Consider the following 26,928-nt stretch of genomic DNA (forward strand, 5'->3'; position numbering starts at 1 on the left):
ATTTAACATGGGTAAAGTCACAGGTTTTATGGAGTTTGATCGTCTGGCAGAAGAAAATCTGCCAGTCAAGGATCGCGTCAAAAACTACAAAGAGTTTGTTCTGCATCTGACAGACGACCAGGCCAAGCAGCAGGGTGCCCGTTGCATGGACTGTGGCATTCCGTTCTGTACTACCGGCTGCCCAATTAACAACATTATTCCGGACTGGAACGACCTGGTGTACCACCAGGATTGGCGCAATGCGATCGATGTACTGCATTCCACCAACAACTTCCCTGACTTTACCGGCCGTATCTGCCCAGCCCCTTGTGAAGCGGCCTGTACGCTCAATATCAATAACGACCCGGTCGGCATTAAATCGATAGAGCACGCTATTATCGACAAAGCCTGGGAAAACGGCTGGGTCACCCCGCAGATCAACCCCAACAAAACCGGCAAGACCGTTGCTATCGTTGGTTCTGGCCCTGCCGGCCTGGCGGCGGCGCAACAACTGGCACGTGCCGGCCACAGCGTGACCGTGTACGAGAAAAACGACCGTATCGGTGGCTTGCTGCGTTACGGTATCCCCGACTTCAAACTGGATAAATCGGGCATAGACCGCCGCGTGACACAGATGGAAGCCGAAGGCGTGACTTTCAAGGTCAACCAGTACGTGGGCGAGAATGTCAGTGCGGCCGATCTTGAGCGTGACTATGACGCGGTAATCCTGGCCGGTGGTGCCGAGTTGCCACGTGACCTGCCAGTCACCGGCCGCGAGCTGGATGGCGTGCATTTCGCCATGGATTTCCTGACACCTAACAACAAGATGGTGGCGGGTGACAATGTGCCTGACCAGATCAAAGCGACCGGTAAGCACGTGGTCGTGATTGGCGGCGGCGATACCGGTTCTGACTGCGTAGGTACATCCAACCGTCACGGCGCTGCCAGCATCACCCAATTCGAGCTGATGCCGCAACCACCGGAAAAAGAAAACAAGGCCATGGTATGGCCGAACTGGCCGTTGAAAATGCGTACTTCCAGCTCACATGAAGAAGGCGCTGCGCGCGACTGGTCTATCACCACTAAAGAGCTGATAGGCGAAAATGGCAAGCTCACCGCACTTAAAGGTGCGCGTGTAGAGTGGAAAGACGGCAAAATGACTGAAGTGCCAGGCACTGAATTCACCATCAAAGCCGACCTGGTATTTTTGGCCATGGGCTTTGTTTCGCCTATCCAGAAAGTACTGGATGCCTTTGGCGTAGAAAAAGATAACCGTGGTAATGCCAAAGCGACTACCGATGGCGAAGGCTGCTACAAGACCAGCAAAGCCAAGGTATTTGCCGCCGGTGATATCCGCCGTGGACAATCGTTGGTAGTGTGGGCGATACGTGAAGGCCGTCAATGCGCACGCGAGGTAGATGTTTTCCTGAGTGGAAGTTCTACCCTGCCACGCTGATAGCCTGGTTAACAAGTAAACGCCGATGCATAACAACATCGGCGTTTTTCATTTGGGGCGTTTTTATTTGCAGCGGTTTTGTTTGCGTTGGCGCAAAAAAACGTCATTCTTTCCGGTGAAAGCAAGCGGCGCACTTTATAATGCTATTTTGATTGTTAACTGGTCGCAGCCAGTAGCAAAACGACTCTGTTTTGCTGCCGGGCTAGACCCATGCCACCCATGACCCAACTGCAAAACGATACCTTTTTACGCGCACTGCTGCGCCAACCTACCGACTACACGCCGGTGTGGATGATGCGCCAGGCCGGACGTTATTTACCCGAGTATAGAGAAAGCCGTAAAACCGCCGGCAGCTTTATGCAGCTGTGCCAGAGCCCGTCGTTTGCCACTGAAGTAACATTGCAGCCGCTGGACAGGTACCCGCAGCTGGATGCAGCGATCCTGTTCAGCGACATCCTGACCGTGCCGGATGCCATGGGCCTGGGTCTGTACTTTGAAGAAGGTGAAGGGCCGAAGTTTGAGCGCACCTTGCAGCATGAAGCGGATATCCTCAAGCTGGAAATTCCGGATATGTCCAAACTGCAATATGTGTTTGATGCAGTGAGCAGCATACGCTCAGCACTGCATGGCCGCGTGCCGCTGATCGGCTTTTCCGGCAGCCCGTGGACACTGGCGACCTATATGGTAGAAGGCAAAGGCGGCACCGATTTCCTTAATACCAAAAAAATGGGCTATGCCAGGCCTGAGCTGTTACACCGCATCCTGGAGATCACCGCGCAAACGGTGATCCAGTACCTGAATGCACAGATCGCTGCCGGTGCGCAGGCGGTGATGATCTTTGATTCCTGGGGTGGCGCGCTGTCGCATAACGCTTACACCGAGTTCTCGCTCAACTATATGCAAAAGATAGTCGCCGGCCTGACCAAAACCGCCCAAGGCCGCCAGGTGCCCAGTATCGTGTTTACCAAAGGCGGCGGCTTATGGCTGGAAGCCCAGGCCGCGATAGGCGCAGATGCACTGGGCCTGGACTGGAGCATGGATGTAGGCAACGCGCGCAAACGTGTAGGTGATCAAGTCGCATTGCAAGGCAATATGGACCCGGCGATCCTGCTGAGCTCGCCCGCTGCGATCGAAAAAGAAGTCGCCAGCATCCTGGCCAGTTATGGCCATGGTCACGGCCATGTATTCAACCTGGGCCACGGTATCACGCAGTGGACGCCGCCCGAACATGCGGCCTGCATGCTGGAGACAGTACGCAAGCTGAGCCCGCAATACCACCAGTGATCAGCATGCTGTATAAAAAAATCCCGCTCTTGAAAAAGCGGGATTTTTTATTGTGCTCAGATCACTTGAGCGTCATGCGCGACAAAGTCTTATCTTTATCGATAAAGTAATGTTTGAGTGCACCGACGATATGCAAGATGATCACCACCAGCAAAATAGTTGCAAACAACTCATGCGAGTCTTTGAAAATATCGCGCAGATCGGCATTGTCCAGGCCGCCAAATACTTCCAGCCCAAACCACTTCAGGCCATATTTGCTATACAGCGTCATTAATACGCCAGTCAGTGGCATGGCTACCATTAACACATACAGAAAATGATGTGCGGCAGTCGCCAGTTTACGTTCAAAGGTGGAGTGGATCAGCATGGCAGGCGGCGTATGACTCACGCGCCAGAACACGCGGAATACCACCAGCCACAACAAGGTAAAACCCAGGGATTTGTGCAGATTGAAATACAGGGTACGTGCACTGCCAGCCTCATCCATTTGCCAGGTATAAATGCCCCAGCCAAATAAATCAAACTCGGTTTGTTTGGGACCGTCTTTCGGTAGCCCGGTCATGTACCACCCCAGTGCAAACATCCCGGCGATGGCCAATGCAATCAGCCAATGCAAAATAACGGCAACTTTGGTATATCGTTGCGTAGAACTCATGTCTTCTCCTTGAAATCCCCGGTGACAACTGTCACTTTGTACTCATGAATATATTGATTATGATGTATGAAACATTCATGGGTGAGTCAGCATGTTATCAAAAATCGCGCGACTGTGTGTCGGTGTTACATTCGGCTTTGTAACGTTTTGTAGTCATGTGTGGGCAGACAGCTTTGAATTGAAGAAAGTTGCCGAAGGCGTATATGTGCACCACGGCCAGCACCAGGATATTGATGACGGTTACCAGGGCGATATCTGCAACCTGGGGGTGGTGATAGGCCGCGACGCCATTGCCGTGATAGACAGCGGCGGCAGCAAACATACCGGCGAGCAATTGCTGCAAGCCATACGCCGGATCAGCAAGCTGCCGGTACGCTACGTGATCAACACCCATGTGCACCCTGACCATATTTACGGCAATGCCGCTTTCCAGGGTGAGCCCGTGCATTTTGTCGGCCATGAAAAGCTGGCCAACACCATGCTGCTGCGCAAAGAGCAGTACGAGAAACTCAATGCCAGCCTGCTGGGCGATGCCGGCAAAGCCAGTTCCACCATTCCGCCGGATACTGCAGTACATGGACAGTTGTCGCTGGACCTGGGCGACCGCGTATTACAGTTGCAATCACAGAGCGTGGCGCATACACATACCGACCTCACCGTGCTGGATAGCAAAACTAACACCCTGTTTACCGGCGACCTGCTGTTTGCGCAGCGTACGCCAGTGGTAGAAGGCGATATCAAAGGCCTGATCGCGGTGCTGGACAAACTCAACCAGAGCCAGTATGCCCTGATCGTACCTGGCCACGGCCAGGAAAGCGCAGACCAGAAAACCATCATTGGCGATGAATTGCGCTACCTGAACCTGTTGCTGGCCGATGTGCGCAGCAATATCAAAAAAGGCATCAGCATGGAGCAGACCATGGACACCGCTGCCGAATCCGAACGCAAGAAGTGGCTGCTGTTCGAGATCGCCAACCGCCGCAACGTGAATGTGATCTACCCGCAGCTGGAGTGGGAATAAGAAGATTGAGCGCACCTGTGTCAGGCATAAGCTGAATCAGCTGGAAACATCTGTTAGAAACATCTTAAAAAAACCTGCAAAAAATGCAGGTTTTTTAAGTTTTAAGGCTTGGGTTTATGCAATTTATGCAGCATCTATCTTCTGTCGCTCAAAGAAATATCTTACATTACAGATAAAAACATCATAACTATCAATATGTTATAAACAAATAACGTTCACGTTATCCATATGGCATAGCGCTTGCAAAGACATACCCGTATTGAATCAAAACAATAAGGGAAGTCTTAGTGAAGCATCCATTTTTACGTGCCTATGGCCTGTTCTTGCTGCTGGGCGGATTAACGCAATTTCTGCTCTGGCTGTTTGGTGCCTCTTCGCTTGAAGGGTTCAAGGACGCGGTGATCGTTTCCACTTTGTGGCTGATCCCGCTGTGGTGGCAACCACAACACTTGCGGACCTGGAGCGCAGGTATAGCAGCATTTATCGGTGTCTCGGCTTTGCCTGGCCTGGCTTATTTCCTGGTTTATCGTCAGGAGCTGACCCAGAGCTTGATGATGATACTGTTTGAATCGAACAAAAGCGAATCACAGGAATACCTGCACAACTATTTCAGCTGGTGGATCTTGCTGGTGTTGCTGGCGTTTATCCTGATCCCCGTTGTGTACTGGCGTGCCCTGAAACCGGCGCAACTGCCTAGGTCGCGCGCCGCGGTTTATACCCTGATCACAGTGCTGATCGCTTTCTCCTCGCCTATCAAACCGGCCCTGCAGAATGAGTGGGGCTATGCCTACAAGAGCTTTAACAAGCATTTTAGCGGTGTGCCGCCCTACCAGCTGGCGCTGGGTTATTTGAACTACCAGCAGCAACTGGATGAAGTCAACCGCACCTTGCTGACCATGAACAGCATCCCGCCGCTGGCGCAGTTATCAGAACAAGCCAAGCCGGGGCCGACCACGGTAGTGCTGGTGATAGGTGAATCCACCTCGCGCCTGCACATGGGTTTATATGGCTATGGCCGCGATACCAACCCCGAGCTGAGCAAGATCAAACATGAGCTGACGGTGTTTGAGAATGTGTATTCGCCACGGCCGAACACCATTGAAAGCTTGCAACAGGTGCTGACCTTTGCCGACCAGAAACATCCGGATGATTACAAGACGAAACCTTCGCTGGTGGCGATGATGAAACAGGCTGGCTACCACACCACCTGGATCACCAACCAGCAGACCCTGACTGGCCGCAACACTATGCTGACCACGTTCGCCAAGCAGGCAGACAAGCAGTATTTCCTCAATAACGAGCGCAGACAGAACGCCTACAGTTTTGATGAAAAAGTGCTGGCACCGTTTGCTGAAAGCCTGAATGACCCGCACCCGAAAAAGCTGATCATAGTGCATCTGCTGGGCACGCATATGAAGTACAGCTACCGCTACCCGGAAAGCTTTAACGTGTTTAAAACCGCGCAAGGCTTGCCGTCGGCCGGGATGGATGAAGATAAGACCGCCCTGATCAACAGTTACGACAATGCCATACGCTACAACGACTGGATCATGGCGCAGCTTATCTCTACCCTGAAAGCCAAACAGCAACATAGCCTGCTGATGTACTTCTCTGACCATGGTGAAGATGTGTATGACACCGCACCACACGATTTTCAGGGCCGTAACGAAGCCGCGCCTACCCTGCCTATGTACAGCATACCGCTGATCATCTGGCACTCGGATAACTGGTTCAACGCCAAAACATTGCTCGCACATGTGGATACGCATGTGCAATACGACAATGCCGACCTGATTTACACCCTGGCGGATCTGGTAGGCCTGAGATTTGATGGTTTCCGCCCGGATGAAAGCATAGTCAATGCGCAATTCATGCCAGACAGCATACTGGTCGGCGACCCCTATCTAGGCAAATTGCAGACCCTGCCTGGCACTATCCACTTTCCTGAAACCGAGGTCGCGTCATGGAACGCTGGCTTGCATACACACGACTAGCCTGGTTATGGGGCCTGCTAGGCGTGAGTGCCGTGGTCATTATCGTCATGGCCAATTACACGCCGCTGGACCTGCTGCTGGCAGACCGCATGTACGACTTCAACCTGGGGCAGTTCAGTTACCGGCATGCGTTCTTTTTCGACACCGTCATGCATGTATATGCCAAGCAATTGCTAGTCAGCATCTGGCTGCTGTGCCTGCTGCTAGCCATCTGGCCCGGCAATCTGCGCCCGGCCTGGCTATCTGCGGAGCAGCAGTACCGCTTGCGTTGGGTAGCCGCGCTGGCGGTGGTACATAGCGGGCTGGTGTCATGGCTCAAGCACCAGATGCCGCACGCCTGCCCATGGGATATCACCCGCTACGGCGGCAGCCTGCCCTGGTTTCCTGCATTTGCTGCCCATAGCCCGCTCATGGCCGGACACTGCTTCCCGGCCGGCCATGCCAGCAGCGGTTTATGGCTATCTGCCTTGTGCCTGTGCTGGTTACCGCAACATCCGCGCAAAGCCCTGGTGGTCGCGCTTGCCGGGCTCACAGTCGGCCTGGTGCTTGGCTGGTGCCAGCAAATGCGCGGCGCGCACTTTCTTTCCCACACGCTGACTTCGGCATGGCTGATGTGCGCCTTGCTGCTCTGCGTGTTGTCGTTTTTCCCTAGCGCTTATGCCCCTTTTAAAAAGAGTGCCGTATGAAAAAAACTTTCTTGTCCACCATATTCCGCCACCTGTTCACACCGCAGATCGTATTGATCTGGGGCGTCACCCTGTGGCTGATGGCTTTTGATAATTATGCCCTGGTCTCACACCTGACCCAGCTATACCCGCCGCTGCACGGGCAAAGCGGCTTGCTGGTCAGCCTGCTGCTGTTTTTTACGCTGGTCACCGCGCTGTGGCTGTTGCTGGTCAGCCATGGGCGCAGTGCGCGCTGGCTGTTGGCACTGATACTTTTCAGCAGTGCGTTTGCCGGGTTTTATATGCAGGAATTCGGCATCATCATAGACACCGTGATGCTGGATAACCTGTTCCAGACCGACAGCAAGGAAGCATTCGGCTTGCTGTCATGGCAAATGGTGGTGTTTGTGACTGTGCTCGGCCTGCTGCCGGCCTTATGGCTATTGTTTAAAGCACCCGCCAGCTGGTTTGCCCGCGACAGTTTGCGCGTGCGCGCCGTGCATATGGGGCTGTTACTGGTGCTGATGGTCACTTGCGTATGGCCTTATTCCGCCGGTTATGCCAGTTTTATCCGCGAACATAAACTGGCGCGCATGTATGCCAACCCCAGCTTTATGCATTATTCGCTGATCAAATGGGGCAACCAGCACCTGAGTATTCCTGAAAGTCAGGCGCTGGAACAGGTCGCCACCGATACGCAAAGAATAGGCGGCCAAAGCAAACACGAGCTGGTGATCATGGTGGTGGGCGAGACCGCGCGTTACGACCGTTTTTCGCTGAACGGCTACCATAAACTGACCAACCCGCGCCTGCAGCAGGAAGATGTAGTGAGTTTCAAGCAGGTCAGCTCGTGCGGCACCTCCACCGGTGTCTCTGTGCCATGCATGTTCTCGGTGCTGGGCCGGCAGCAGTACTCCGCCAAAAAGGCCAGGCATATGGAGAACGCGCTCGATATATTAAAAGAACACAATGTCAGCGTGCTCTGGCGTGACAACAACTCCGATTCAAAAGGCGTGGCGACACGCATGGCGTATGAAGACTTTCAATCGCCAGCCATGAACAAGACCTGCGACACAGAGTGCCGCGATGTAGGCATGTTGCAGGGTCTGGACCAGTATATACAGGCGCACAACGGCCAGGACATCATGATAGTACTGCACCAGATGGGCAACCATGGCCCGGAATATTACCGCCGCTACCCGAAAGCGTTTGAGAAATTCACGCCGGTGTGCCGCAGCAGCGATCTATCCAAATGCAGCCAGCAGGAGATCGATAACGCCTATGACAACGCGATCTTGTATACCGATTACTTTTTGAGCGAAGTGATACAACTGCTGAAGAAATACGACCATAGCCACGAAACGGCCATGCTGTACGTGGCTGACCATGGCGAATCACTGGGTGAACATGGCATGTATCTGCATGCCGCGCCTTACATGATAGCCCCTAAGGAGCAGACCCATGTGCCGGCCATACTATGGTTAGGTAAACAGTTTGATTACTCGCTTAAGCAGATCTCGCCTTACCAGAATTACCCGCTTAGCCATGATGACTTGTTCTGCACGCTGCTGACCGCCTATGAGCTGAAATCAGATACTTGTCATTCACACTACCAGTGGCTGGTGGCCAACCCGGAGGTACGGGCAGAGCTCAAACTGCCACCGTTACCAGCACCGCCTGCTGCACCGCAGCTTGCCGCGCCTGCTGTTGCCAGCGGTAATCAGAAAATACAGCCGCAAGCCGGGCCGGGGCCACAGGTGGTCAGTGTAAAAGCTATCCCCAATCCTGCGATCAGGCATAGCGGCGCTAAGGCATAACGGAGCTAGGGTATAGCGCTGCTAAGACATGGTAGAGCTAGGGCATAGTAGGGCCGCAGCGTAAACTGGGCGGCTCGCTGAGGACTTTGTTGCCGGCGACCCACAAAATGGCGCGCACACGCTCATCGAGTTTGCAGGCGTCGATATAACCTATCGCGCTTTCGGTATAAGCGACATAGCGTATCATCGCTTCCTGCGATTCGACGGTATAAGGCGGCTGGGTACCGTGGAAGTAAAGCTCGTTCCAGTAACCTACCTGCGATTTGGGGCTACTGTGCAACACCTGTTGCGAAAAGCGCAGGCGCAAAGGATGGTCGCTGGATAAATTGGCCGGGTGCAATGGCTTGCCCTGGTTGTCGTATAACTTCTTGCGCCAGTAGACTGAAGCCAGGTCATTGACCGCCACCGGCACGCTATAAGTGGCCTGGGCAGACACAATGACGGCGATCACCGGCTCTTCTGCCATCGTCACCGATGGCAGACATACGATCAAGAGGAGCCAGGCTCTGAGCAAGTGCAAACGCATCAATACATCATCGCAAATGAAGTGGTGAATCCACGCGGTATATCTTCATAATCACCGCTGCCTCCAACCACCTCGAACTTCAGCAACTGGTTGGGCTTGAGCCGCTTGGTCACACCCAGCACCCAGCGGTCGCCATCAGGGGCATCCGGCTTGTGCATGCTTTCCAGGCGTGTGATCCAGTACCAGTCATTCTTGATCAGGAAAGCACTTTGCAGATAAGCACCACTGCCGCCGCCCTGGCCGTGCTCGGCTTTGCGGCTATAGGCCTCGCCGCTGAACTCCCAGCGGTTGAACTCCAGCAGAAAATCCAGCCCGATCAGGCTGTATTTGGTACCGTTTGGTCGCTCGTCGCGATAACTGGAAACATTCAGGCCTATGGTGTTGAGGCCGGCGTTTTCATCGCTGAAATTGAAGATGTTATTGATGGCGACGCGGGCGCCGCGCATGTCTTTGTATTGCGTTTCGCCTCGGCTTTCCGGCTGCGCGTTCATGGTCGCGGTATACACCTGGTAATCCACCGAGCGCTCGCTAAAAGGCACGGTGCCAAACAGTTGCAAACCACTGGTAAAACTTGGAAACAATTCTGTGGTCGACAATGGACGGCTGGCGGTCCACACCAGCGGCGAGGCGTGCAGCTGGTTCCAGCGCCCCAGCGGGGTTAAAAAGCGCCCTATGCGCAGATTGGCTTTTTCATGCAGATTGACATCAAAATACAGGCGTTCGGGGTTGATATACACGTCACGAAAATCCAGGCCTTGCTTGTGGGTGTAGGTAGCGACATTTTCCAGATCCAGTTCGCCGAAAAACTTGATGCGTGAATTCTTATCCCAGGTGACGATCATGCTTAATTCGTTCCAGTTCAACCGGGTAGATTCAGTGCGCGGCACATGCAGATCGACGCTGGTGTAGCCACCGACGCGGAAGCCATCCCAGAACGAAGACTCCTCCTCGGCCAGCAGTGGCTTGCACATCATGCACAGGCTGATTACACTGACCGCGCAACGCAGTAAAATAGTGGACATAAACACTTTCTGATCAAGCAAGTACAACGCCTAAATTAAGCCTACATTTTCTCATATATCATGCCAAAACAAGCGCCTTTAACCATACGAAAAATGCTGCTGATCGCATTTTTGCTGGCAGGACTACTGCCAGCCCTGCTGGTGAGCGTGCTCAGCTTTTACCAGGCGCGTACCGCATTGCGCACCGAGATTAAACATGACCTGCAAACCACAGGTAAAGCGGTGGGTGAACACATAGACCGCGTGCTGTTTGAGCGCGTGCAGAACGTGCGCAGCTGGAGCCAGCTGGCTATCATGCAGGATATGCAGATAGGCGATATTGATAAACGCTTATCGGTGTTTCTGGAAGAAACCCGCCTCAGTTATGCCGCCCAGTATATCGCGATAGACGTTGTCGACCTGCAATCAAGCATAGTGGCATCCAGTGATCCGCACCATATCAACCAACGACTGAGCAGCCCGCCAGTCTGGTTTTCGTTCAAGGACGGTGACCAGCCTGTCACCCTCTACCATTTGCAGAATGACCAGCTGATGATCGCTACGCCCATCTACTCTGATTTCACTTTGCAGCCCATGGGCCACCTGATCGCCACATTTAACTGGTCGGTGATACAAGACCTGCTCAACCATGCCGCACAGCACGCCACCGAACTGGCATTGGTGGACGAGCATGAGCGGCTACTGGCGCAATCCAAGAACTGGTCGCAGCCGCGCTACAACCTGCATACTCATATCCCCATACAAAGCACACTGCCTATCTACGGCTGGGAGGTAAAGCTCAATAAAGAACATGATGTCGCCGTGGCCCCGGTACACCGGCTGGGGCTTATTTTCGTGATCCTGCTGGTGGTAATCCTGTTATTCTCGCTGATCTTGGTCAGGCCGCTGGCCAGGCGTATCACCCAGCCACTGGAAGACTTGCTGGAGTTTGTGAAAAAACTGCGCCAGCCCGACGTGGTCAGCCCGCCGCTGACCGGCCCGGTCGAAGTGCAGGCACTGCACCAGACTTTTACCAGAATGGCGGCGGATCTGGCGGAATCAGAACAGCAACTGACGCGTGCCGCCAAGCTGGCGGTGGTGGGTGAGATGGCCGCCGCCATGAGCCACGAGGTGCGTACGCCATTAGGTATCATGCGTTCATCTGCCGATGTGTTGAAACGTGAACCGGCACTGAGCGACGATGGCCGCGAGGTATTGGGATTTATTGTTTCCGAGACCGATCGCCTGAACAAGCTGGTGACTACACTGATTGATTCAGCCAGACCGCGCCTGCCAAGTAAGACGCCGCTGGAACTGCAATCGCACCTGCAACACGTATGCGACATGCTGCAGAAACAGGCGCAGGATAAACATATCCAGTTGTCATTGCATGCGCCCGAGCCGTTGACCATACAGGTAGACCAGGACCAGATGACGCAGGTGATGGTCAACCTGATCATCAATGCCATACAGATATTGCCAGAGCATGGCCAGGTGGCTGTCTCACTCGCGCAAGATACGCGATACGCGCATATCTCAGTCGCAGATAACGGCCCTGGCGTCCCACCAGCACAGCAGGCACATTTATTTGAAGCCTTTTTTACCCAGCGCGCCGGCGGTGTCGGCCTGGGGCTGGCAGTGGTGAAACAGATCGTGGAAGCGCACGGTGGTACAATCAACTACAGCACCAGCCCATGGCAAGGCGCCCAATTCAACCTGGCACTGCCGTTAAACCCTGAACCTTAACCCTGCACACTGCCGATAGACTATGTCCACCCCCACCCTCACCATACTGGCCGTAGATGATGAACCGAATATGCGGCGCCTGCTGGAGATCAGCCTGCGCCAGGCCGGCTATCGTGCTTTATCCGCAGGCAATGGCCGTGAAGCGCTGGAGATCATCAGCCAACAACAGATAGACCTGGTGGTGAGTGACCTGCATATGCCAGGCATGAATGGCCTGCAACTGCTGGAAGTGTTGCGTAACGAGCATGAGCACCTGCCCCTGATCATGGTCACGGCGCAAGGTGAGATCAAAACGGCAGTGGCGGCGATGAAACTGGGGGCCAGCGATTACATTTTGCGGCCTTTCGAGCTGGAAACACTGGAAATCGCCATTGCCAAAGCGCTGAACGTCAAGCGCATGCAGCAGGAAAACACTTTTCTCAGGCAGATGCAGCAGCCGGACGTGACCGGGTTGGTAGGCAACAGTGCGGCCATGCAGTCGCTCAAGCAGATGATCCAGCAAGTGGCACCAGAACGCGCCACGGTGTTTATCGTGGGTGAAACCGGCACCGGCAAAGAGCTGGTAGCCAAAGCCCTGCATGAAGCATCACCACGTCATGCGGCGCTGTTTGTCGCTATCAACTGTGCTGCCATCCCGGCGGATATGCTGGAGTCTGAACTGTTCGGCCATGAAAAAGGCGCTTACACCGGCGCGCTGAAAGAGCGTATCGGTAAATTTGAACTGGCCAATGGCGGCACGCTGTTCCTCGATGAGATCACCGAGATGCCTATCCAGTTGCAGTCAAAATTACTGCGCGTATTACAGGAAAGCGTAGTCGAAAAGCTGGGCGGTAACCGGCAGATCGCACTGGACGTGCGCGTGGTGGCCGCCACCAACCGCGACCCGCTACAGGCAGTCAAAGAAGGCAAACTGCGTGAAGACCTGTACTACCGCTTGAATGTCATGCAATTACAGATCGCGCCCTTGCGCGAGCGTCACGATGATATAGGCCTGCTGGCTGATTTTTTTCTGGCTAAACGCCAATGCCAGCTGAGTGAAGAAGCGCGCTTGTGCCTGCAGCATTATGGCTGGCCAGGCAATGTGCGAGAGCTGGAAAATATTCTGGAACGGGCGGCCATTCTGGCAGGCAACCAGCTTATACAGCCGCAACATTTACCGGCCGATATTGCCCAGCATGCCGGGCCTGCCGCGGCAGAAACGACCACCTCTGCAGATACCAATATGCTGTCTATACCGCGCACTACAGAAGCCATGGAACGCAGGCTGATCATGCAGGCACTGGATGCCTGCCAGGGCAATAAAACCAAGGCAGCCAAGCTGCTCGAGATCAGTGAGCGTTCACTGTGGAACAAACTGAATCAATACCAGTTACGTTAAAACTGTTTTAATACAGCCTGTTTTATCACTGACAGTTTTTAATACTGCTTTATTTATTACTGACAGTTACGCCGCGTTTTCCTAAGCACTTTCCCAGACATAGGCATCCATCGCCAGAATACCGTAGGTGGTTTCCGGCGTGAATCTTTTAGGTGCTCCCCGACCACTGCCGGCGGCGACAAACAGCGGCATCAGGTGGTCTTCACTCGGGTGTGCCTGGCTGGCATGCTCACTTACCCGCCGGTAATCCAGCAGGGTTTGCGCCTGTTGCGTGTGCAGTTGCGTGGCCACCCAATCGGCAAAACTTTGCACATAGGCCAATGGCGCAGCATCGCGGTCAGCGCTAAAAAAATCTGACAGATTATGCGTCACCGCACCGGAAGCCAGTATCAGCACATTCTTTGCATGCAGGGGCTGTAAGGCCTGGCCTAAGGCAAATTGCTCTGCCGTAGTGCTGCGGCTTTGTATCGATAATTGGGTGACCGGAATATCGGCATCTGGATACATCAGTGCCAGTGGCACCCAGGCACCATGGTCTAAGCCGCGCTCGGCATGGCTATGCACAGTGATGCCGTTTGCCTGCAGCAATGCCATGACTTGATCGGCCAGCGCCGGTGCACCCGGTGCCGGATAGCGGATGTCATAAAGTGCTGCCGGAAAGCCGGAAAAATCATGGATGGTGGCCGGGTGTGCCGCCAGGCTGACGGTGGCCACCCGGGTATCCCAGTGCGCGGAGATGACCAGAATGGCATCCGGCCTGGGCAATGACGCAGCCAGGTGCGCCAGCATCTGGCCAGTCTGCCCCGGTTCGAGTATCAACGAGGGCGCGCCATGCGAAACAAATACAGTGGTCATTCAGTCACTTGCGGCCACTACCAGATTAGCGACGGCGGTTATCCAGGCTATATGCACCCGGGCCAAAGGCAACCACCAGCAACAAGCCACCGGTAATGGTCAGGTTTTTCAGGAACATGATCTGCTGCATCTGGTCAGCCAGGTTGAAATGGAACAGGAACGCCGTCGCAATGGTGAACAATGCAATCCCCGCCGCAGCCCAGCGCGCCTTAAAGCCGACCAGCAAAGCAGTTGCCAGGCCCAGCTCTACGATCAGGGCAATGGCGTAAGCAACCTCAGGCAACGGTGCGCCCACACTCTGGATATAACCTATAGTGCCTTGCGGATCTGTGGCCTTGCTGATGCCACTGATAATAAACAGATGTGATAACAAAATGCGCCCAACGACACTGACGACGGATTGAAAACTATTCATATTGTGCTCCTCCTGTTGATAGTCCCTGTTAATAGACATAGTTAAAACAGTCACCTTCAGGCTGGCCTGACACACAACGTGTGACTGCTTAGACGTATTGTAAGCCTGATTGCACCATAGTGTACCCACTATGCAAGCGGGATCAGTTGCTGACCGAATATCAGCGATTGATTATTACTGACAGACTGGCCGCTAGGTCAGTGGCCTTCACTCACTGGCACCTGTGCGCCTGACCCTGTCCACGCTATAGCCGCCAGGGCCAAATGCTATGACCACCAGCAAGCCGCCTATGATAGTTGTGTTTTTCAGAAACATGGCCACCTGCAACGGGTCCGCCATATTGCTGTGAAACATCAGGGCCGTGATAAAGGTAAAAATGGCGATGCCGGCCGCCGCCAGTTGGGCGTGAAAACCGAGCAGCAAGGCAGTGCCCAGGCCCAGCTCGACGAACAGGGCCACTACATAAGCCACCTGTGGCAGCGGCAGATGTGAGGTTTCGATATAGGCGATGGTGCCCGCCGGGTCCAGCAGTTTAAACACGCCGCTGATAATAAAAATCAAGGATAACAATACCCGTCCCACTAAACTGAACCAACGTTGCCGCACATTCATATTTATCGCTCCTGATCATGAGAGTACTAGTCGCTCGCGCAGCTCTGTGGCCGCTACGAACCCTAGGCTATGATGCAGCCGGTGACAGGCTGGGTAGCGATGTATCACTCAGCGACTCAGCCCATCTGACTACCGGTGTACCACATTTGTTACTCTGCACCATTCTGGCCGGAAATACCAGCACATAAACCCGCAGGCGTTGACTTTATAAATTAACAATGTTAAGTTAACGGCGTTAATGTTTTAAAACCGTGTTTAACATACGTATTTATTCATGCCGCCAAAAGTGAAAACCGAAGCTGAAAAACAGGCCTTGCGCACCGTGATCATCGATGCCGCGCGCGAACTGTTCATTCACCAGGGCGTAGAGGCGGTGACCATGCGCGCCATCGCTACCCGCATAGGCTACTCAGCCACCAGCCTTTATCTTTACTTTAGTGATAAGGAACAATTACTGCGGGCAGTGGTAGACAGTGACGTATTGAAACTGGCGCAGGCATTGCAATCGACTTTAAGCATAGACGACCCCTTGCAACGCTTTCTGCAATTCGCGCAGCACTATGTGCAATTCGCGCTGACCAACCCCAACCACTATCGCATGATGTTTATGACCCAGCATCCACCATGCGATCCTACCCTGTCCAGCATAGAACAAAATAATCCCGAGCAGGATGCCTACTCACAACTGATAGGCGTGGTGAGCAGCGCTTATGCAGCTGGCATTTTCAAACCGGCCTTCACCGACGCGACCCTGATCGCGCAAACGGTGTGGGCCGCCATGCACGGGCTGTGCTCATTGCAGATCAATATGGCGGAAGATGCCTGGATCAACTGGCGGCCGCTGGAAACACGCATAGATTGCATGGTGCAAATGTGTACGCATGGACTCCTGAAAGAAGCTCAGCATGAATAAAACCATCATGATTGCGACCATTGCTTTGCTGCTGGCCGCCTGCCAGCAGCAAAGCCAGCAAGCAGCAGCGCCGCGCCCGGTGTGGGTCATGACGGTGGGCACTTCCGACCACGCCGTTGGCGGCAGTTATACCGGCGAAGTGCGCTCACGTTATGAATCAAACATAGGCTTCAGGGTGGCGGGCAAGATCACCGAGCGGGCAGTCAATGTCGGCGACCAGGTGAAAAAAGGCCAGCTGATTGCCAGGCTGGACCCGAATGACTCCAGGCTCAACGCGCAAGCGGCCAGTGCCGACGTGCAGACCGCGCAGGCCAATCTGGCCCTGGCACAAGCCGAACTGCAACGCCGTCAGCAACTCTACCGGCAACAATTCATTTCAAGGTCTGCGCTCGACACTTACGAGACACAGGTCAAAACCGCGCAGGCGCGCGTGACCCAGGCACAATCACAAGCCGCAGTCAGCCAGCACCAGACCGCCTATACGCAACTGCTGGCCGACCGTGCCGGGGTCATAGGCATGATACAGGCCGAGCCCGGGCAGGTGGTCGCCGCCGGGCAAACTGTGGCACAGATATATGACCTGCAAACACTGGAAGTGCAGATCGCGGTGCCTGAGACCCTGATAGACCACTTGCAGGTCGGCGACCAGGCACAGGTCAGCCTGGGCGACGCTAGCCAGGTGCATGCCGGGCGTATCCGCGAAATTTCGCCAGCCGCCAACAGCCAGACCCATGCCTTTGATCTGCGCATACAGCTGCTGCAGGTAGACCCGCGCATCAAGCTGGGCATGACAGCACAAGTGACTTTCAGCCCGGCGAGCGCGACACAAAAAATCATCGTTCCTACCACTGCTGTCACCCGCCATGGCGATCAGGCGGCGGTGTGGGTGATAGATAACAAGCAGCAGGCACATCTGCGGCCAGTCACCACTGGTGACCTCACCGAAGCGGGCATGGAGATCACCAGCGGCCTGCAAGCACAGGAGACCATAGCCACCATAGGTGTGCATACCCTGGCTGAAGGCATGCAGGTACAAGCAGTGACACCGGCACCTGAGGTACTCAACTGATGTCAGCGCCACAAGCTCCTGAGCAGCTGCCGGATGGGCAACCATCGCATCGCTTCAACCTTTCTACCTGGGCACTTAAGAACCAGGCGCTGGTGCTGTATTTTATTATTCTGACCCTGGTAGGCGGCATGCTGGCCTATACCCACCTTGGCCAATCCGAAGACCCGCCGTTCACGTTCAAAGTCATGCTTATCCGCAGCAGCTGGCCCGGAGCTTCGGCGCAGGAAGTCGAGCAACAGGTCACAGACAGGATAGAGAAAAAGCTGCAGGAGATCCCGTCTATAGACTACATGAACAGCTACTCGCGCCCCGGTGAGTCAGTGGTGTTTGTGGTGATACGCGACGATACCTTCTCGGAGAAAATCCCGGAACTGTGGTACCAGATACGCAAGAAGATAGGTGATATCCGGCATACTTTCCCGGCAGATCTGCAGAGCCTGACCTTTAATGACGAGTTCAGTGATGTGTACGGCACCATGTACGCCATGACCGCCGATGGACTGACGCCGCAACAGCTGAAACGCCAGGCGGAGTGGGTGCGTGCCCGCCTGCTGAAACTGCCGGATATTGAAAAAGTCGACCTGTTTGGCGAGCAGCCGCAAAAGATCATTATCGAGCTGTCTAACCAGAAACTCACCTCGCTGGGTATCAGCCCGGCGCAGCTGGCGCAAATGCTGCAGCAGCAAAATGCAGTCACCGGTGCCGGCACGTTTGATGCAGGCCCAGAGCGCATCCGCATGAGTGTGAGTGGCCGCTTGCAGACACTGGAAGACTTGCGCGATTTTCCTATCCGCACTGGCACGCAGAACCTGACCCTGGGTGAGATCGCCACTATTAAACGCGCTTATGCCGACCCGCCAGCACAACGCATACACTACAATGGCAAGCCTGCTTTACTGATAGGCGTGAGCATGCAACAGGGCGGCGACGTGATCGCCCTCGGCAAAGCCTTGCAACAGCATATCAGCAGCGTACAACAGCAATTACCGCTGGGCGTGCAGTTGCAACTGGTCACCTCGCAGCCCGAGATCGTGCAGCATTCGGTGCAGGATTTTGTCCACTCACTGACCGAAGCCCTGCTCATCGTGCTGGCGGTCAGCCTGCTGTCACTGGGCTGGCGTACCGGTATCGTGGTCGCCGTGGCGATTCCTATCGTGCTGGCTGGTACCTTCCTGCTCATGGACTGGTTCAATATAGGTCTGCACAAGATCTCGCTGGGCGCACTCATTCTGGCATTAGGCCTGCTAGTGGATGACGCCATTATTGCAGTGGAGATGATGGCGGCCAAAATGGAGCAAGGCTGGGAAAGAATGCAGGCGGCTTCGTTTGCCTTCACCTCTACCGCCATGCCCATGCTCACCGGCACCCTGGTCACCGTGGCCGGTTTTCTGCCTATCGCCACTGCGGTTTCTTCAACCGGCGAATACACACGTTCAATCTTCCAGGTGTCGGCCATTGCGCTGACCTTATCCTGGGTCGCCGCCGTGATCGTGGTGCCATTCCTCGGTTATCACCTGCTGCCCGGTGCCAGGCAGCCTGAGCAGGGCCCGCCGGGCAGACTATCCCGTATCAAACAGTCCCTGGGCTGGAAAGCAAAGCCGGCAAGCGAAGCAAGTACTCACCACACCGCACTGTACGAGACGCGTTTCTACCGGCGCCTGCAAGGCATAGTCAGCTGGTGTGTGCTGCATAAAGGCAGCGTGATCATCGCCACCATCATACTGTTCGTGGTGGCTATGCTCAGCTTCGGCAAAGTACAACAACAGTTTTTCCCTGACTCCACCCGGCTGGAGATCGTGGTCGATCTGCGTCTGGCTGAAAACGCCAGCGACCAGGCCACCGATGATGCCGTCAGGCAGCTCGAGCACTGGCTGCAACAATGGCAACAAAGCCATGCACCATTGCAAAACGTGGTGTCATATGTAGGCTCAGGCGCACCGCGTTATTACCTGCCGCTGGATGTGCAGCTGCCACACAGGGCATTCTCGCAACTGGTGATCCTGTGCAGTGACCTGCAGCAGCGCGAGGCTTTACGCAATGACTTGCTGACGCTGTTTGAACACGATTTCCCGCAGTTGCGCGCCTCTGTCCTGCGCCTGGAAAACGGTCCGCCGGTGGGTTTCCCGGTGCAGTTCAGGGTCAACGGCCAGCATTTGCCGGCTATCAGGCAGGTCGCGCACGAGATCGCCGCTGCCATGCGTGCCAACCCGCACCTGCGCAACGTGCAGTTAAGCTGGGAAGAGCCCAGTAAAGTCATGCGCGTGGACATAGACCAGCACAAAGCGCGCCTGCTGGGTGTCAGCTCTGCCGATATCGCGCAATTGCTGAATACCCAGTACTACGAGCAGGTGATCAGCGAGTTCCGCGAAGGTAATGAGCGCATAGACCTGGTAATGCGCAGCACCGCAGCCGAGCACGCCAGCTTATCGCAACTGGGGCAATTGACCGTATTAAGCCAGCGTGGCGAACGTGTGCCGCTGGCGCAAATCGCCAATATCCATTATGGCTTTGAGGAAGGCGTAGTCTGGCGGCGCAACCGCGTGCCATCGATCACGGTCAGGGCGCACCTGAGCGGCAATATGCAGGCGCCTGTGGTTTCAGAACAGATACAGCAGGCACTGCAGCCGCTACTGCAAAAACTCCCGGCTGGCGTGACAGTAGAAACTGGCGGCGCGATCGAAGAATCGGCCAAAGGCGCGCAATCGGTCGCCAAAGGCGTGCCCTTGTTTCTCGCAGCGGTATTCACCTTATTGATGCTGCAACTGCGTAGTATCAGCAATGTGCTGTTAGTGGTATTGACCGCGCCGCTGGGCATGATAGGCATCACCTTCGCCCTGCTGTTGTTCAACATGCCATTCGGCTTTGTCGCCATGCTGGGCAGCATCGCGCTCTCGGGCATGATCATGCGTAACTCGGTCATCCTGGTGGATCAGATCAATCAGGATATCGCCGAGGGTGCCACGCTGCAACAGGCCGTGGTGCAATCCACCGTGCGTAGATTCCGCCCCATCGTGCTGACGGCGGCAGCGGCGATACTGGCGATGATACCGCTGACACGCAGCGTGTTTTTCGGGCCCATGGCGGTGGCTATCATGGGTGGCCTGGCAGTAGCGACCGTGCTGACCATATTATTCGTACCTGCCCTGTATACATTCTGGGCCGGATTGACTGCCAGGACCTCGAAATAAGGGCGCAATAAACTATAATGGCGATAGAAACAGGCATTAAATGCAGGGCGGGTTGCACGGGCAATTGCCCTGCATTCTGCAACGAGATGGACATTGAACTTACACACAGGACTAGACCATGACAGACCAGGCAACCGCACGTTTTAACATGATAGAGCAACAGATCCGCACCTGGGAGGTGCTGGACCCCAGGGTACTGGCCACGCTTAACAGTATCCCGCGTGAAAACTTTGTGCCGGATGCCTATCGCGGGCTGGCCTTTGCCGATATTGAGATCCCCCTGGCGCACGCGCAGCAAATGCTCAGCCCTAAAGTCGAAGGCCGCTTTTTGCAGGCTTTGCAACTGCAGGCAACCGACAAGGTGTTGCTGATAGGTGCCGGTAGCGGCTACCTGGCGGCGCTGATGGCGCAGCATAGTGCGCAAGTGACTGCGCTGGAAGTTTTTCCCGAGTTATGCACACTGGCCAGCCAAAACCTGAGCAAGCAGGGCATACAGAATGTGCAGGTCATAGAAAGCGACGGCCATAGCGGCTACGAATCGCACGCACCGTTTGACGCCATCGTGTTCACCGCCTCCAGCCCGGTAGAACCTGAAGGCGTACGCCGCCAGCTCAGCATAGGCGGCCGCATGCTGATCGTGCTTGGTAAAGCACCGGTGATGCAGGCGGCCCTGATCCAGCGCCTGGCCGAGCATAGCTACAAGCAGGATGTGCTGTTTGAGACCAGTCTGACCGAGATGCAGAATGCCCCGCAAGCACAGGCATTTTCATTCTAGTTTGCTAGCGCCCATGCCGGTCGCCAGGTTTATCCGCTCTGTGTTGCTGGCCGGGCTGGCACTCACATCATCGGCCTGGGCGTCATCGCAAAGCCTGCTGGATATTTACCAGGAAGCCAAAGCCAATGATCCGCAACTGGCTTCTGCCGGCAGCGCCAACCAGGCCGCGCAGGAGATCATAGAACAGGCCAAAGCCGGTTACCGGCCTTCGGTCAACTTTCTGGCCGGGGCCAGTGCCAACCGCACCGATCTGAAGATCGTCGGTAACCAGGCCCCTTTTCCTGGTGGCCGCAATAACTTTGAAGGCTACCAGGCGCAGTTGCAAGCCAGGCAGCCTATCTTCCGCAAGGAAAATCTGGAACGCATAGACCAGAGCAAGGTGCAGGTCAGCATTGCCGACAAGCAATATCACTTAGCCCAGCAAGGGCTCATGCTGCGCACCACCCAGGCTTATTTTGATATGTTGCTGGCGCAAGACCGTATCAGGCTGATAGATGCACAGAAAAAAGCCATTCAACGCCAGTTGCAACAGGCTAAGGCCACTTTTGAAGTCGGCTCCGCCACCATTACCGACGTCAATGAAGCGCAGGCCCGCTATGACCTGATCGCAGCGCAAGAGCTGTCGGCACTGAATGAAATGGAGATCGCCAGACGCAGCCTGCAGGCGATCACCGGCAAACTGCCGGAACAGCTGGCCGCGGTACGCGAAGATATACAAGTCACACCCAGCCTGAAACCCATGCAGGAATGGCAGGATGTGACCAATGCCAGCAACCTGAATATCCAGATTCAGCAGGAAAGCATACAGGTCAGTGAAAAAGACATTGAGATCGCGCGCGCCGGCCATTACCCGTCAGTAGATGCGGTTGCCAGTTACCAGGACAGTTACAGCAACGGCGGCCAGTACGGATTTGGCAGCGACCTGACCAGCGCCAGCATAGGCGTGGAAGTCTCCATACCGCTCTACCAGGGCGGTGCGGCGACTTCACGCGTGCGCCAGGCCGCCTTTAACCGGCAAAAAGCAGTGGATGATCTGCAGAATGCCTTGCGCCAGACCACACTGGAAACCCAGCGCGCCTATCTGAACCTGAATACCAGCATCGCCCAGGTGAAAGCGCTGGAGCAGGCTCTCAAAAGCAGCCAGAGTCAGATGGACTCTACCCAGCTAGGCTACGAAGTCGGCATACGCACCAGCGTAGATGTGCTCAACGCGCAACAGCAATACTTCAGCGCTAACCGCGATCTATTACAAGCGCGCTATAACTACCTGGTGAATATCATCCGCCTGAAAACCGCCAGCGGCATCGTGTCTGAAGCCGATCTGCAGGATATAGACCAGCAACTTGCCAAAAAATAAACTAGCCAAAAAAAGGTATGAGCATGAACCCTGTCATCGCCAGCACTGATGCCGTCTGGATGCTAGTAGATGTGCAAATGCGATTGTGTGCCGTGATGCCGGACAGCCAGATGGCAACGGTGGTCAAAAATATCCAGCGCCTGATCCAGGCTGCGCAACTGCTCAATATCTCACTGTGGGTGACCGAACAATACCCGGAAAAACTCGGCGACACCCTGCCGGAATTACAGACGATGCTGCCGGAATATACCCCGCGCTATGGAAAACTCGCTTTTTCAGCCTGGCACGAAACGGCGTTACAGGAATCCTCAGTCAGTGTCGCGCCGCAGGTGGTGCTGTTCGGGCTGGAAGCGCATATTTGCGTACTGCAAACGGCACTGGATGCGCTGACCGCAGGCAAGCAGGTATTTATAGTTGAAGACGCAGTCATCTCGCGTAGCGACGCCAACCGCCTGAATGCACTTGCGCGCATGCGTGACGCCGGTTGCATCATCACCAACACCGAATCCATGTTGTTTGAACCGCTGCAAGCGGCAAACCATGCGCAATTCAAAGCCATCTCGGCACTGATCCGTTAACCAAAGCACGCCGTTTTTTCTGCGATAATGTGTTATCGCAAAAACGGGGCTATCGCAGCAATGAATCAAATTGAATGGAATGATTTCAGCAAAGTAGAACTGCGCGTCGGTCGCGTACTTTCAGCAGAGGCGTTCCCTGAAGCGCGTAAACCCGCCTATAAATTACAAATTGATTTTGGCCCCGAGATCGGCATCCGCAAATCCAGTGCTCAGATCACCGCGCATTACACAGCGCATAACCTGATCGGCAAACTGGTGGTAGCAGTAGTGAATTTCCCCGCCAAACAGATAGGCCCGTTTATGTCTGAATGCCTGGTGACCGGCTTTCACGATGCTGACGGAAATGTCACGCTTTGCGTGCCCGAACATGAGGTGCCACTGGGCACCAAGTTACTCTAAGTCATCAAGAAAGCAGCTATGCATATCCGTGAAGCCACCATCGCTGATTTTGATCAGATATGGCCTATCTTTAAAACCATAGTCGCTGCCGGTGAGACCTACGCCTACCCGCGCGATACCACCAGAGAACAAGCCATCAAACTTTGGCTGGAAGCGCCGAGAAAAACCTTTGTCGCCGAAGAAAACGGCGAGATCCTGGGCACCTACTACATCAAGACCAACCAGGCTGGCGGCGGCGACCATGTCTGCAATTGCGGCTATATGGTCTCGCCTGCCGCGCGTGGCCGTGGCCTGGCAACCACCATGTGCGAGCACTCGCAACAGATCGCCAGATCACTGGGTTACCTGGCCATGCAGTTCAACTTTGTTGCCTCTACCAATGAAGGCGCGCTACGCTTATGGACCAAGCTGGGTTTTGAAACAGTGGGCAGATTACCAAAAGCATTCCGTCATCCAGCGCTAGGTTATGTCGACGCAGTGGTGATGTACAAATGGCTATAGCTGCTTGGCTCATCTCTGATCAGCATTGTTAATACACTTTCACTTAGCCTTATTTCACCTTAGTCTTATTTCACTTAGCCTTAAAACCAATGAGGACATGAATAATGAAATATAAAGCAAGCTGTCACTGCGGCGCTATCGCATTTGAAGTCGAGGGAGAAATCAAAGCTGCATTGGCTTGTAACTGCTCGCTATGCCAGCGCAAAGGTTCGCTGCTTTGGTTTACGCCACTTGCCGCATTCAAGCTGCTGACGCCAGCGTCTGCCCTTAGCACTTACACCTTTAATAAACACGTCATCAAACATCACTTTTGCAAAACCTGTGGCATACACCCTTATGGTGAAGGTGTCGATCCTAAAGGGAATAGCATGGCCGCAATTAATATTCGCTGTATAGAAGACATTGATCTGGAAAGTATTCCCGTACAACATTACGATGGCAAATCTGCATGATCCGCTGCTAAATTTGCCAATAAAAAAGCCCGCTTGCGCGGGCTTTTTAGTTTACTGCTAATTACTCAGCAGCCGGTGTTTCTTCTCTGGCTGGTGGGTCTATCAGGGCTTTGATGCTTAAACGCACTTTGCCTTTGTCATCGATCTCTACCACTTTCACTTTCACAACGTCGCCTTCCTTGAGGTAGTCGCCTACCGCTTTCACGCGTTCGTGAGCGATCTGTGAAATGTGTACCAGGCCATCTTTACCTGGCAACAGTGTTACCACGGCACCGAAGTCCAGGATCTTGACCACTGGGCCTTCGTAAACCTGGCCGATTTCAACTTCTGCAGTGATGGCAGCGATACGGCGTTGTGCTTCAGCACCTTCTTCTGCACTGGTGCAGGCGATCTTCACGGTGCCGTCATCTTCAATATCAATGCTGGTGTTGGTTTCTTTAGTCAGTGCCTGTATCACAGCGCCGCCTTTACCGATCACGTCACGGATCTTGTCCGGATTGATTTTCATGGTGATGATGCGTGGGGCAAATTGTGACATCTCGGTGTTGACGCCGGAAACTGCTTCTTTCATCAGACCCAGGATATGCGCACGGCCTTCTTTGGCTTGTGCCAGTGCCACTTGCATGATCTGTGCCGTGATACCGGTGATCTTGATGTCCATTTGCAGGGCAGTAATGCCTTTATCGGTACCTGCTACTTTAAAGTCCATATCACCCAGATGATCTTCATCACCCAGGATATCGGTCAGCACCGCTACGCGGTTACCTTCCTTGATCAGGCCCATGGCGACACCGGCCACATGCGCAGTCAATGGCACGCCAGCGTCCAGCATGGACAGGCAGCCACCACAGACAGAGGCCATAGAGCTGGAACCGTTAGACTCAGTGATTTCTGACACTACGCGGATGGTGTAATCAAACTCGCCTTTGGCTGGCAATACTGCTTTCAGCGCACGTTTAGCCAGGTTGCCATGGCCGATCTCACGGCGTTTTGGCGTACCTACACGGCCGGTTTCGCCAGTGGCGAACGGAGGCATGTTGTAGTGCAGCATGAAATTTTCGTAGTATTCGCCACCCAGTGCATCTATGAGTTGCTCATCTTTACCAGTGCCCAGTGTAGTTGCAACCAGCGCCTGTGTTTCGCCACGGGTAAACAGGGCTGAACCGTGTGTACGCGGCAATACACCGGAGCGGATCACGATAGGACGCACAGTGCGTGTATCGCGGCCATCGATACGTGGCTCGCCGTTCAGGATCTGGCTACGCACGGTTTTGGCTTCCAGTTTAAAGAACTCGTCTTTAATCTTGTTGGCTTCCAGCGTTGATGTTTCTTCAGTGATCAAGGTGCTCATCACTTTAGACTTCACTTCATCCAGCTTGGCTGAACGCTCGCCTTTGGATTTGATCTGGAAAGCGGCATTGATATCAGTAGCAGCGATCTCCTCGATTTTTGCGATCAGAGCAGTGTCTGGCTCTGGCACAGCCCAGTCCCAGGCATCTTTACCGGCTTCATTAGCCAGTTCGTTGATGATCTTGATCACAGACTGCATTTGCTCGTGGCCGTAAACAACGGCGCCCAGCATCACATCTTCTGGCAGTTCTTTCGCTTCTGATTCCACCATCATCACAGCGGTTTCTGTCGCCGCAACCACCAGGTCCAGTGCAGATTCTTTCAGCTGTGTCGCGGTTGGGTTCAATACATATTCACCATTGATATAACCCACACGCGCAGCACCCATAGGGCCGTAGAATGGGATACCGGACAATGCGATCGCTGCTGATGCACCGATCATAGCTGGAATATCCGCATCAATTTCAGGATCGTAGGACAACACTGTGGCAACAATTTGCACTTCGTTGTAGAACGCATCCGGGAACAGAGGGCGCATAGGGCGGTCGATCAAACGTGCGGTCAAGGTCTCTTTTTCTGAAGGACGGCCTTCACGCTTGAAGTAGCCACCTGGAATGCGGCCTGCTGAATAGGTTTTTTCCTGATAATCAACCGTCAGTGGAAAAAAGTCCTGGCCTTCCTTCACTGTGGTTTTTGCAGTAGCGGCAACCAATACCACGGTATCGCCGTAGCTCACCATCACGGCACCGTCAGCCTGGCGCGCGACTTCCCCGGTTTCTATGGTCAGGGTATGCGCACCGAACTGCACGCTTTTTTTAGTAATTTCAAACATTGTTTTTCCTTTATCTACCATGGCTATTCACTACCTAATAGCCAATCTCAACAGTATAGAATCAGCGAATAAATGATTAATTCGCTGTTTCGCGATATGCGGTGACTTCT

Annotated in this window: 25 protein-coding genes; 18 read left to right on the forward strand and 7 right to left on the reverse strand. The window is 54.4% G+C overall.

Annotated features, from left to right (window positions below; genetic code table 11):
- Positions 1 to 7 precede the first annotated feature (7 nt).
- Genes ACFQ1Z_RS14330 through hemE form a run of 3 tightly spaced genes read left to right on the forward strand, consistent with a single transcriptional unit; the run spans position 8 to position 2,719 of the window.
- Entirely contained in the window at positions 8 to 1,435 is a 1,428-nt protein-coding gene (locus ACFQ1Z_RS14330) for a glutamate synthase subunit beta (protein WP_379058980.1), read from the forward strand.
- 25 nt (positions 1,436 to 1,460) lie between these two features.
- Positions 1,461 to 1,658: a hypothetical protein gene (locus ACFQ1Z_RS14335; RefSeq protein WP_379058982.1), complete on the forward strand. Its 198-nt coding sequence runs from the start codon at positions 1,461 to 1,463 to the stop codon at positions 1,656 to 1,658.
- Positions 1,655 to 2,719: a uroporphyrinogen decarboxylase gene (gene hemE, locus ACFQ1Z_RS14340; protein WP_379058984.1), complete on the forward strand. Its 1,065-nt coding sequence runs from the start codon at positions 1,655 to 1,657 to the stop codon at positions 2,717 to 2,719. The genes ACFQ1Z_RS14335 and hemE overlap by 4 nt, the downstream gene beginning before the upstream one ends.
- 61 nt (positions 2,720 to 2,780) lie before the next feature.
- On the opposite strand, the gene ACFQ1Z_RS14345 is transcribed toward hemE, so the two are convergent.
- A complete protein-coding gene (locus ACFQ1Z_RS14345; protein WP_379058987.1) occupies positions 2,781 to 3,374 on the reverse strand; it encodes a cytochrome b in 594 nt (197 codons plus the stop codon).
- Positions 3,375 to 3,465: 91 nt separating this feature from the next.
- On the opposite strand from ACFQ1Z_RS14345, the gene ACFQ1Z_RS14350 reads away from it, so the two are divergent.
- From ACFQ1Z_RS14350 to ACFQ1Z_RS14365, 4 genes are all read left to right on the forward strand, one after another.
- Positions 3,466 to 4,395, forward strand: a complete 930-nt coding sequence (locus ACFQ1Z_RS14350; RefSeq protein WP_379058989.1) for a quinoprotein relay system zinc metallohydrolase 2 — start codon at positions 3,466 to 3,468, stop codon at positions 4,393 to 4,395.
- A gap of 287 nt (positions 4,396 to 4,682) precedes the next feature.
- Complete coding sequence (gene cptA / locus ACFQ1Z_RS14355) at positions 4,683 to 6,389, forward strand: phosphoethanolamine transferase CptA (protein WP_379058991.1); 1,707 nt, start codon at positions 4,683 to 4,685, stop codon at positions 6,387 to 6,389.
- Positions 6,359 to 7,075 carry a phosphatase PAP2 family protein gene (locus tag ACFQ1Z_RS14360; protein WP_379058993.1) on the forward strand — a complete coding sequence of 239 codons (717 nt, stop codon included), beginning with the start codon at positions 6,359 to 6,361 and terminating at the stop codon, positions 7,073 to 7,075. The genes cptA and ACFQ1Z_RS14360 overlap by 31 nt, the downstream gene beginning before the upstream one ends.
- Positions 7,072 to 8,871 (forward strand): phosphoethanolamine transferase, encoded by a 1,800-nt coding sequence (locus ACFQ1Z_RS14365; RefSeq protein WP_379058995.1) that lies wholly within the window; start codon positions 7,072 to 7,074, stop codon positions 8,869 to 8,871. The genes ACFQ1Z_RS14360 and ACFQ1Z_RS14365 overlap by 4 nt, the downstream gene beginning before the upstream one ends.
- Before the next feature lie 37 nt (positions 8,872 to 8,908).
- Here the strand turns inward: ACFQ1Z_RS14365 and ACFQ1Z_RS14370 are convergent, their stop codons facing one another.
- Complete coding sequence (locus ACFQ1Z_RS14370) at positions 8,909 to 9,337, reverse strand: hypothetical protein (RefSeq protein ID WP_379058997.1); 429 nt, start codon at positions 9,335 to 9,337, stop codon at positions 8,909 to 8,911.
- 59 nt (positions 9,338 to 9,396) lie between these two features.
- Positions 9,397 to 10,419 (reverse strand): hypothetical protein, encoded by a 1,023-nt coding sequence (locus tag ACFQ1Z_RS14375; RefSeq protein WP_379058999.1) that lies wholly within the window; start codon positions 10,417 to 10,419, stop codon positions 9,397 to 9,399.
- A 60-nt stretch (positions 10,420 to 10,479) separates the two neighbouring features.
- Here ACFQ1Z_RS14375 and ACFQ1Z_RS14380 point away from each other — a divergent pair, with 60 nt between their 5' ends.
- A complete protein-coding gene (locus ACFQ1Z_RS14380) occupies positions 10,480 to 12,144 on the forward strand; it encodes an ATP-binding protein (RefSeq protein WP_379059000.1) in 1,665 nt (554 codons plus the stop codon).
- A 22-nt stretch (positions 12,145 to 12,166) separates the two neighbouring features.
- Positions 12,167 to 13,522: a sigma-54-dependent transcriptional regulator gene (locus tag ACFQ1Z_RS14385; protein ID WP_379059002.1), complete on the forward strand. Its 1,356-nt coding sequence runs from the start codon at positions 12,167 to 12,169 to the stop codon at positions 13,520 to 13,522.
- 81 nt (positions 13,523 to 13,603) lie between these two features.
- Here the strand turns inward: ACFQ1Z_RS14385 and ACFQ1Z_RS14390 are convergent, their stop codons facing one another.
- From ACFQ1Z_RS14390 to ACFQ1Z_RS14400, 3 genes are all read right to left on the reverse strand, one after another.
- Complete coding sequence (locus tag ACFQ1Z_RS14390; RefSeq protein WP_379059005.1) at positions 13,604 to 14,377, reverse strand: DODA-type extradiol aromatic ring-opening family dioxygenase; 774 nt, start codon at positions 14,375 to 14,377, stop codon at positions 13,604 to 13,606.
- 25 nt (positions 14,378 to 14,402) lie between these two features.
- Entirely contained in the window at positions 14,403 to 14,792 is a 390-nt protein-coding gene (locus ACFQ1Z_RS14395) for a DoxX family protein (protein ID WP_379059007.1), read from the reverse strand.
- Between the two features lie 207 nt (positions 14,793 to 14,999).
- Entirely contained in the window at positions 15,000 to 15,404 is a 405-nt protein-coding gene (locus tag ACFQ1Z_RS14400) for a DoxX family protein (protein ID WP_379059009.1), read from the reverse strand.
- A gap of 286 nt (positions 15,405 to 15,690) precedes the next feature.
- Here ACFQ1Z_RS14400 and ACFQ1Z_RS14405 point away from each other — a divergent pair, with 286 nt between their 5' ends.
- The 9 genes from ACFQ1Z_RS14405 to ACFQ1Z_RS14445 all read left to right on the forward strand — a co-directional run bounded on the left by ACFQ1Z_RS14405 (position 15,691) and on the right by ACFQ1Z_RS14445 (position 24,636).
- Entirely contained in the window at positions 15,691 to 16,317 is a 627-nt protein-coding gene (locus ACFQ1Z_RS14405; protein ID WP_379059012.1) for a TetR/AcrR family transcriptional regulator, read from the forward strand.
- A complete protein-coding gene (locus ACFQ1Z_RS14410; RefSeq protein WP_379059014.1) occupies positions 16,310 to 17,386 on the forward strand; it encodes an efflux RND transporter periplasmic adaptor subunit in 1,077 nt (358 codons plus the stop codon). The genes ACFQ1Z_RS14405 and ACFQ1Z_RS14410 overlap by 8 nt, the downstream gene beginning before the upstream one ends.
- Positions 17,386 to 20,574 carry an efflux RND transporter permease subunit gene (locus tag ACFQ1Z_RS14415; RefSeq protein ID WP_379059016.1) on the forward strand — a complete coding sequence of 1,063 codons (3,189 nt, stop codon included), beginning with the start codon at positions 17,386 to 17,388 and terminating at the stop codon, positions 20,572 to 20,574. The genes ACFQ1Z_RS14410 and ACFQ1Z_RS14415 overlap by 1 nt, the downstream gene beginning before the upstream one ends.
- Before the next feature lie 118 nt (positions 20,575 to 20,692).
- The gene (locus tag ACFQ1Z_RS14420; RefSeq protein WP_379059018.1) at positions 20,693 to 21,349 is read left to right on the forward strand and encodes a protein-L-isoaspartate O-methyltransferase family protein; all 657 of its coding nucleotides are present in this window, start codon (positions 20,693 to 20,695) and stop codon (positions 21,347 to 21,349) included.
- Between the two features lie 13 nt (positions 21,350 to 21,362).
- Positions 21,363 to 22,706, forward strand: a complete 1,344-nt coding sequence (locus tag ACFQ1Z_RS14425) for a TolC family outer membrane protein (protein ID WP_379059078.1) — start codon at positions 21,363 to 21,365, stop codon at positions 22,704 to 22,706.
- Positions 22,707 to 22,729: 23 nt separating this feature from the next.
- Positions 22,730 to 23,284: an isochorismatase family protein gene (locus ACFQ1Z_RS14430; protein ID WP_379059020.1), complete on the forward strand. Its 555-nt coding sequence runs from the start codon at positions 22,730 to 22,732 to the stop codon at positions 23,282 to 23,284.
- Between the two features lie 60 nt (positions 23,285 to 23,344).
- Complete coding sequence (locus ACFQ1Z_RS14435; protein WP_379059022.1) at positions 23,345 to 23,683, forward strand: tRNA-binding protein; 339 nt, start codon at positions 23,345 to 23,347, stop codon at positions 23,681 to 23,683.
- A gap of 18 nt (positions 23,684 to 23,701) precedes the next feature.
- The gene (locus ACFQ1Z_RS14440) at positions 23,702 to 24,184 is read left to right on the forward strand and encodes a GNAT family N-acetyltransferase (RefSeq protein WP_379059024.1); all 483 of its coding nucleotides are present in this window, start codon (positions 23,702 to 23,704) and stop codon (positions 24,182 to 24,184) included.
- A gap of 104 nt (positions 24,185 to 24,288) precedes the next feature.
- A complete protein-coding gene (locus ACFQ1Z_RS14445) occupies positions 24,289 to 24,636 on the forward strand; it encodes a GFA family protein (protein ID WP_379059026.1) in 348 nt (115 codons plus the stop codon).
- Between the two features lie 61 nt (positions 24,637 to 24,697).
- Here ACFQ1Z_RS14445 and pnp read toward each other — a convergent pair whose 3' ends face one another.
- On the reverse strand, positions 24,698 to 26,818 hold the full coding sequence (gene pnp / locus ACFQ1Z_RS14450) for a polyribonucleotide nucleotidyltransferase (protein ID WP_379059028.1): 2,121 nt from the start codon (positions 26,816 to 26,818) through the stop codon (positions 24,698 to 24,700).
- Positions 26,819 to 26,928 lie beyond the last annotated feature (110 nt).

Source organism: Methylophilus luteus (genome assembly GCF_042676265.1).
In the GTDB taxonomy this organism is placed as follows: domain Bacteria; phylum Pseudomonadota; class Gammaproteobacteria; order Burkholderiales; family Methylophilaceae; genus Methylophilus; species Methylophilus luteus.